The 2769-nt window shown below is 72.1% G+C and carries 3 protein-coding genes; 2 read left to right on the forward strand and 1 reads right to left on the reverse strand.

Annotated elements, in window-relative coordinates:
* The coding region (locus tag PV721_RS42645) for an alginate lyase family protein (RefSeq protein ID WP_319734171.1) at positions 1 to 1130 on the forward strand (1130 nt) is incomplete at its 5' end.
* Between the two features lie 90 nt (positions 1131 to 1220).
* Here the strand turns inward: PV721_RS42645 and PV721_RS42650 are convergent.
* On the reverse strand, positions 1221 to 1943 hold the full coding sequence (locus PV721_RS42650; protein WP_319734172.1) for a lysophospholipid acyltransferase family protein: 723 nt from the start codon (positions 1941 to 1943) through the stop codon (positions 1221 to 1223).
* A 165-nt stretch (positions 1944 to 2108) separates the two neighbouring features.
* Between PV721_RS42650 and PV721_RS42655 the strand changes: the two genes are divergently transcribed.
* Entirely contained in the window at positions 2109 to 2375 is a 267-nt protein-coding gene (locus PV721_RS42655; protein ID WP_319734174.1) for a hypothetical protein, read from the forward strand.
* Positions 2376 to 2769: the final 394 nt, after the last annotated feature.

Genomic DNA, 2769 nt, shown 5'->3' on the forward strand with positions numbered 1-2769 from the left:
GGACTCCGGGGTGGGCGAACTGCGCGGCGCCCGCCGCCCCCGCGCAGTTCGCCCACCCCGGAGTCCTCAACAGCCGCGCTCAACTGGACTTCGTACGCACGCAGGTGCAGGCCGGCCGGCAGCCGTGGAAGGCCGCCTACGACCAGATGCTGGCGAGCAGGTACGGCTCGCTGTCGCGCACGCCCAAGCCCCGCGAGGTCGTCGAGTGCGGCTCGTACTCGAACCCGAACATCGGCTGCACCGACGAGCGCGAGGACGCCATCGCCGCGTACAGCCACGCGCTCGCCTGGTACGTGACCCGGGACGCTAGGCACGCCCGCAAATCCATCGAGTTGATGGACGCGTGGTCCGCGAAGATCAAGGACCACACCAACAGCAACGCACCGCTGCAGAGCGGCTGGGCGGGCTCCACCTGGCCGCGCGCCGCCGAGATCATCAAGCACACGTACCCGGGCGGCTGGCCGGACCAGGGGCGCTTCGCGACGATGCTGCGGGACGTCTACCTGCCCGAGGTGATCAACGGGCGGCCGAACAGCAACGGCAACTGGGAACTGATCATGATGGACGCGGCCGTCGGGATCGCGGTGCACCTCGACGACCGCGCGAGCTACGACAAGGCGATGGGCATCTACCTCGGCCGCGTCCCCGCCTACTTCTACCTGGCCGCCGACGGCGCGCAGCCCGCGTACCCGCCGCGCTCGTCCATCGACACCCGCGGCGAGCTGATCGAGTACTGGCACGGCCAGAGCACCTTCGTCGACGGCCTCGCGCAGGAGACCTGCCGGGACTTCGGCCACACCGGCATGGGAATCGCCGCGGCCGTGCACGTCGCCGAGACCTCACGCATCCAGGGCCGCGACCTCTACCCGCAGTTCAAGGACCGGTTCCGGCACGCGCTGGGCTTCCACGCCACCTACGAACTCGGCGCGGCGGTCCCCTCCTGGCTGTGCGGCGGCACCCTGGCCAAGGGCATCGGACCGGCGACCGAGGTCGGCTACAACGCCCTGCACACCCGGCTCGGCGTCACGATGGAGAACACCCGCAGGCTCACCGAGGGACGGCGCCCGGCGGGCACCGAGAACCACTTCGAGGCCTGGGAGACCCTGACCCACGCCGACAACCCCAACTGAACGGCCGTCACCACCGGGCGGTGACGGCCCCCCGGGACCAGGCCGTGGTCCGGGAGGCCGTCGCCGCCGTACCGGGAGTGCGTACGGGCGTCAGCCCGCTTCGCGGACCTGGGCCGGGGTCGGCGCGGTGCCGCCCAGGTGGGCCGGCAGCCACCAGGAGTCCTCGGGGCCGCCGGGCTTGGCCGGGTAGGCGCGCTGGGCGGCGTCCAGGAGCTCCTGCACGCGCTCGCGCAGCCGGCGCGTGATGGCCCCGGCGTACTGGTCGGCGGGGGCCTCCATCGGCTCGCCCACGCGCATCGTCACCGGGATGTGGCTGCGCTTGAGGTTCTTCGGGCGGCCCTTCGTCCACAGACGCTGCGTGCCCCAGAGCGCCACCGGGATCAGCGGGACCCCGGCCTCCTGCGCCATGCGGGCCGCACCCGACTTGAAGCTCTTGAGGGTGAACGACTGGGAGATCGTGGCCTCCGGGAAGACCCCGATGATCTCGCCCGACCGCAGCGAGTGCAGGGCGTGCTCGTAGGCGGTCTCGCCCTGCTTGCGGTCGACGGGGATGTGCTTCATCGCGCGCATCAGCGGACCGGACACCCTGTGCCGGAACACCGACTCCTTCGCCATGAAGCGCACCAGGCGCTTCTGCGGCCGCGCCGTCAGGCCGGCGAAGATGAAGTCGAGGTATCCGATGTGGTTCGACACCAGGACCGCACCGCCCTTGCGGGGGATGTTCTCGGTGCCCTCCATGTCGATGCGGATGTCGAGGGCACGGAAGAGTCCGTGCGCGGCGCCGATCACCGGAGGGTAGACGAGCTCAGCCATGGTGGGGAGACCCCGCTTTCTGCCTGGGGAGGTGCCCCGGCCGGAAGTTACGGAAGCGTAGGTACGCGACCATGGGATCGTGCCCCATACGAGGGCTGCTGGCCAGCCCAGAGGCCCGTGCCCGGGGAGATTCTCGTCACGCCGGGAATGTCGTACGTCTCCAGGATGCTCCGAACCACGGACGAGCGTACGAGCATGGCGTACGCGGACGAAGACGGCGAGGGGAGCGCGGGTGCTCGGGCAGGAAGGGCGGGAAGGCGTGGGGGACGGCTCGCGCGGAGGCGTACGGGCCGCGGGACCGGAGTCCGGGCCGGACGGCGCTCCGGCCACCCGACCGTGCTGGTCCTGGACTCGGAGGGCCGGACCGTCCGGCGGGCGGCCGGAATGCCGCGCAAGGCGGACGTGATCGCCGCGCTGGGGGCCGCCGTATGACGGGCGGTTCCCCACGGGGCCCGGCGGCCGGGTGCGGGTCCCCGTCCGTATCCCCGTCCGGGTCTCGGCCCGGGGCCCGGGGCGGCGCCGGGGCACCGGGCACGCCGGTGCGCGCGCCCGCACGCAGCGTGACGCGCCTGACATCTGCCCGATCCCGCTTGACTGTGTCCACGGAAGATCGCCAGGCTGGCGGTATGCGGTATGAACTCCTGCTCTACGGACGGGTCCACGTGGACCTCGTCCGATACGCGAGCGCTCGCTGTCGGGATCGCTGACGCCCCCGGCCCCGGCCCCCGATCTCCGACAGCGCCCGCGTGTCCCGCGGCAGAAGGCAGAACCCTGATGACTGCTCCGACGGTCCCGGCGGTCCACACCGCTCCGCCCCCCCGTAGCC

It is taken from the genome of Streptomyces sp. MB09-01, from assembly GCF_033794505.1.
GTDB lineage: Bacteria > Actinomycetota > Actinomycetes > Streptomycetales > Streptomycetaceae > Streptomyces.